Annotated in this window: 2 protein-coding genes; both read left to right on the top strand. The window is 41.9% G+C overall.

The features are described from left to right. The coding region (locus tag AC1DND_RS25395; protein WP_477585315.1) for a beta strand repeat-containing protein at positions 1–3238 on the top strand (3238 nt) is incomplete at its 5' end. A gap of 17 nt (positions 3239–3255) precedes the next feature. Further along, a partial coding sequence (locus tag AC1DND_RS25390; protein ID WP_477585314.1) for a beta strand repeat-containing protein occupies positions 3256–5834 on the top strand: 2579 nt, incomplete at its 3' end.

Genomic DNA, 5834 nt, shown 5'->3' with positions numbered 1-5834 from the left:
CTTGGATATTGATGCCGACAACGATGGAATTATAGATATTATTGAAGGTTTACCAACTACTTTATATGCTGCGCCTACTGGATCGGATACAGACGGGGATGGCATTGATGATGCCTATGATGTAAATAATGGTGGACTTATTTCTGGTTATTCTAACGTAGATGGAGGTAATGCACCCGATTACGTAGATACTGATGCCGAAAACGATGGATTTAGAGATTGGCTCGAAAATGCAGTAACTAGCCCATTAGAAGTTGATCTTAAAAACAATCAAACAGGTGCGTTAATACCTGATGAAATTATGGATCTATTACCTGATGCTGATGGCGATGGGTTAGCTGATATTTATGACAATGACAATGGAAATACCAATCCAATAGGTTACGCCACCAATGGAGGTCAAACACCGCTTTCAATGCCTGATGTTCAGGTACCGGGAGGAGAAAGAGATTGGAGAAGTTCATCAGATTATGATAAAGATGGCATTCCTGATGGAGCTGATCTGGATGATGATAACGATGGTATTTTAGATACTGTAGACGGCATGCTTGATACAGGTGGCAGAGATGGTTTACCGAACTATCATGACCTGGATTCGGATGGCGATGGTATTCCAGATGTAATCGAAGCTGGTGGCTCAGATTCAGATAATAATGGTTTGCCAGGAATCGGTTTAATCGGCTCCACTAATGTAGATGCCAATGGAGTTCCTTTGGCTGCAAACGGAGGCTATACTCCACCAGACAAAGACGGTGATGGTACCCCTAATTTCCTGGATCCTGATTCGGATAATGATGGTATTAATGATGTAATAGAAAACGGTGGACCTGATGTAGATGGTGATGGAAAAGTGGGGACAGGTTTAGTTAATGATTTTGATAATGACGGTATTGTTGATATTGTCGATGATTATAATAATACTACGGGTACTTTAGCTGGCGATCCTTCAGGTACTCCGATAACGGTTAAAGATAACGACGGTGATGGTATTCCGAATTACCTTGATCTAGATTCTGATGGTGACGGTATTAAAGATTCGGTAGAAGGGGTAACAGATATAGATGGCGATGGTATTCCGAATTTCTTAGACCTTGATTCTGATGGAGACGGTATTCCTGATAATATCGAAGCACAGRGTACCGCCGGCTATGTTACACCTTCAGGCGTTGATGCCAATAATGATGGTTTAGATGATGCTTACGGACCTAATGGAATTTCAGTTGTAAATACAGATGGTGCAGACCAACCAGATTACATGGATTTAGATTCAGATAATGATGGCGACAGCGATACCATAGAGGCGTACGATACCGATAATAATGGTATTGCTAATATAGTGGCGTTGGGTACTGATGCAGATAAAGATGGTTTGGATGATGCTTTTGATAATAACGATACTGCATATAATTCAACAAATGGCCAAACGCCTACCTCATTCCCTAACTTAGATACTCCGGCAACAACAGAAAGAGATTGGAGAGAGGATTATAATATTGCACCAATTGCAACTGTTCCAACTTCAATTTCGATAATTGAGGATACGCCAAATGCAGTAAGTGGAATCAGCTTTGCCGATGCCGATGCCGGCAATCTGAACGTTGTAGTTACATGGAGCGTTCCATCCGGACAGGGAACTTTAACCGCCATTAGCGAAGCGGGCATAGCCATTGCTGGAACGGGTACTAATGCAATAACGATTACAGGAAGCATAAGTGCAATTAATAGTTTTATTGCAGCCAATAAAGTAACCTATGCGCCTTTTGCAAACGCAAATGGCAATGTTACCTTAACTGTAAATATTAACGATCAAGGTAATACAGGCGGGCCAGCGTTAAGCGATACAAAAACGGTAACATTAAGTATTCAGCCGGTCAACGATATTCCTTCAGTAGCCAATGTTGCTAAAAATGGAACTGAAGATATCAATGTTGTTTTTACAACAACAGATTTTACCAGTCAATTTACAGATGTAGATGGCACATTAGCTAAAATACAGGTGTTAACTTTACCTCCAGCTGCACAAGGAATACTTAAATTGAATGGGGTAGATGTGGCCGTTGGACAGGAGATTACAGCAGCAGATTTAGTCAATCTTATTTTTGTGCCTGCGCCTAACTTTAACGGTAGTGTATCATTTAGTTATAATGGTAGCGATGGAACTGATTATGCAAATGCGCCAGCAATTGTGAACATTAATATCACCGCCGTTACTCAGGGAGTGTTGAAACTTAACGGAACTAATATTGTTGCCGGGCAAGAAATAGCAGTGGCAGATTTGGCGAACATTACATTTGTTCCTGCGGCGAACTTTAATGGTTCAGTTACCTTTAAATGGAACGGAAGCGATGGTACAGCATATGCAACTGCACAAAATGATGTAAACATTATTATTGCGCCGGTTAATGATGTACCAACTATTACCAATATTAATTTAACTACTGTAGAAGATGTTAACCTGTCATTTACGTTAGCAAACTTTACCAGCAATTTTAGTGACCTGGAAGGAGATGCCTTATCAAAAATACAGGTGTCAAATCTTCCTCCAAATGTACAGGGTACACTATTGCTAAATGGTTCTGTAGTATCTTCTGGCCAGGAAATATTGGTGTCCGAAATTTCTAATCTGGTTTTTATTCCGGCACTAAACTTTAATGGAAATGTTAGTTTTAACTGGGCCGGAAACGATGGTACATCATACTCAGCAATTGGTAGTGTTAATATATTGGTTACCCCGGTAAATGATCAGCCAGTTGTTGATGATTTTGGTAAAACAGGAGATGAAGATGCAGTTATCCCTTTTACTCTAACAGATTTTACCGATCGTTTTACCGATGTGGAAAACGATGTCTTAACAAAAATTCAGATCGTAAGCCTTCCTGCTAATGGTCTACTTAAATTAAATGGGGTAGACATTACTACAGGACAGGAAATAAATAGGGCCGATTTAGATAAAATAACATTCGTACCTAATGCCAATTTTAATGGTTCGTCTAGTTTCAACTGGAATGGTTCTGATGGAACAGCTTACGCCAATGCTATTAAAAATGTCAACATTACAATAAATCCAATAAACGACGCACCTTCATTTGTAAAAGGAGCAGATCAGCTGGTGAATGCGGCCGCTGGTGCGCAAACCGTAAATAATTGGGCTACAGCTATAGCGGCTGGTCCGGCTGATGAAGTTGCAAACCAAACGGTCAACTTTGTAGTGAGTAATAACAGTGGCACCTCGTTCTAACAGACAACGCAAACACCTTGGTAAACACACCGGTTACTACCGATGTTAAAACCAATGATGGTGCAACAGCTACCAATACAACTGTATTAGCAGGGAATGGTGCACATGGTACAACCACAGTTGATGCAACCGGAAAAGTTACTTATACACCAAATGCAGGTTATACCGGAACGGATAGTTATACTTATACTTTAACAACAGCTGATGGGGTAGTGAGYGATCCGATTACGGTTAATGTGAGTATCTATCCAACTGTGGTATTATCAGGACCAACATCGGTTAATGAAAATGCAGGAGCGGTTAATTATACGGTTACCCTTACGGGAACAGCCGGAACAACCCTAGCATCGCCAGTAACTGTGGTTACCGGAATAACGCCAAATACCACAAATGCTGCAGATTATAACTTTAGCAGCTCGACCGTTACTTTCCCAGCGGGATCGGTTGTTGGGGCAGCAAGTGGTACCATCACTTTCCCTGTGGCCATAGTTGATGATAATATTCTTGAAAATACAGAAGATTATACAGTTTCTATAGGATCGATTACCGGTCCGGCATCTTTAGGCAATGCAAGTGTAAACACATCAATTGTTGATAACGATAACGCTTCTATTGCCATCAACAATATTTCGGTTGCTGAAAACATTACCGGCGGTTTAGCCACCTTCACGGTAACCTTAACAGGATCAGTACAGAACAGCTTCACGGTTAATTTTGCTACTGCCGATGGCACAGCAGTTCAACCGGGCGATTATACCACAACTACTGGAACGGTTACCTTCCCGGCAGGATCGGTAAGTGGCGCTACGCAAACTTTTACCATTCCGGTGATCAACGATAATATTACCGAAACTAGCGAAACTTTTACAGCGACACTTTCAGGAATAACCGGGCCAACAACCATTGCTACAGCAACCGGAACAGCCACCATTACCGATAACGATGCTGCAACGGTAAGTATTTCGGCAACACCAAACAGTTATGGCGAAGCTGCAGGAACGGCTACCTTTACGGTAACCTTAAGTAATGCCATTCAAGATGAATTTACAGTTGATTATAGCACTGTAGATGGCACTGCCACTGCAGGAGCAGATTATACTGCTAAAAACGGAACCATTACTTTCCCGGCCGGATCAGCTGCAGGAGCTACTCAAACCTTTACTGTTGCGATTACGAACGATAATCTGGTAGAGCTAAGCGAAACTTTCGCTGCAACATTAAGCAATGTAACAGGGAATCTGGTAACCATTGCTACCGGAACAGCCACTGCAACCATCACCGATAATGATAGCTCAATTGCAACCATTACGGCCGGAACCACAGGAAATGAAAACGGGCCTGTTAACGGAACATTCACGGTAAGCTTAAGTAATCCATCATCTACAGATACGGAAATTACGTATACTTTGGCTGGAACAGCAACAGAAGGAGCAGATTACGATACCATTGTAACCAAAACGATCACCATTCCTGCCGGACAAACTAGCGGAACAATTACCATACCTGTTAAAACAGATTTGGCTGTAGAAGGAACGGAAACGGTTATTGCCAGTCTCCTTGCTTCAAACAGTGCCTTGGTAAGCATTACTACAGCACCAGCTAGTAAAACGGCAAGTATTAATATTCTGGATAACAATACGGCAACAGTTAGCATTTCAACTAGTCCAACCAGTATTGATGAGGCTGCGGGAACAGCTACATTTACGGTAACTTTAAGTAGTGCCGTTCAAAGTGCATTTGATGTTACTTACGCTACCACAAATGGAACAGCAGTTGCTGGCCTGGATTATACTGCCACCAGCGGAACCTTAAATTTCCCTGCAAATTCTCCTGCGGGTGCTACTTTAACATTTACCGTTCCGATTAATAACGATAATTTAGTTGAACCGAGCGAAACTTTTAATGGAACCTTAACTGGTGTAACCGGCGGATTGGTAACCATCGGAACTGCAATTGCTCCGGTAACCATTACCGATAACGATACTTCTGTTGCTACCATTGCTGCAGGTGTAAACGGTAACGAAACGGGACCAATAAAAGGAACCTTTGTGGTAACCTTAAGCAATCCGGCATCAACCGATACACAACTTACTTATACTTTAGGTGGAACTGCAACCGAAGGAACCGACTACTCGACGATAGTAACCAAAACCATTACTATTCCTGCTGGTCAAACTACAGCAACCATTACCATCGATGTTCAGCCTGATGCTGTTACCGAAAATACAGAAACGGTAATTGCGACTTTAGCCACTTCGAACAGTGCGGTAACCGTAAATACAACGCCAGCAAGTATCAATATTATTGATGCCAATACGGCGAGTATTAGTATTTCGACTACGCCTACCATTAATGAAACAGCAGGCACCGCAACCTTTACAGTTACGCTGAACAATGCGGTTCAAAACCCGTTCAGTGTAAATTACAGTACAACCGATGGTACTGCTTTGGCAGGTTTAGATTACACCACTACAATCGGAACATTAAACTTCCCGACAAATGCTGCGGCAGGAAGTATATTAACTTTTACAGTTCCGATAAACAATGATAATATTGCCGAAGCATCCGAAACCTTTAGCGCTACACTGAGTGGAAT

This window comes from Pedobacter sp. 01N416, assembly GCF_056399685.1.
The sequence above is the reverse complement of the archived record's forward strand: the minus strand, read 5'-3'. Positions and strand labels throughout refer to the sequence as shown.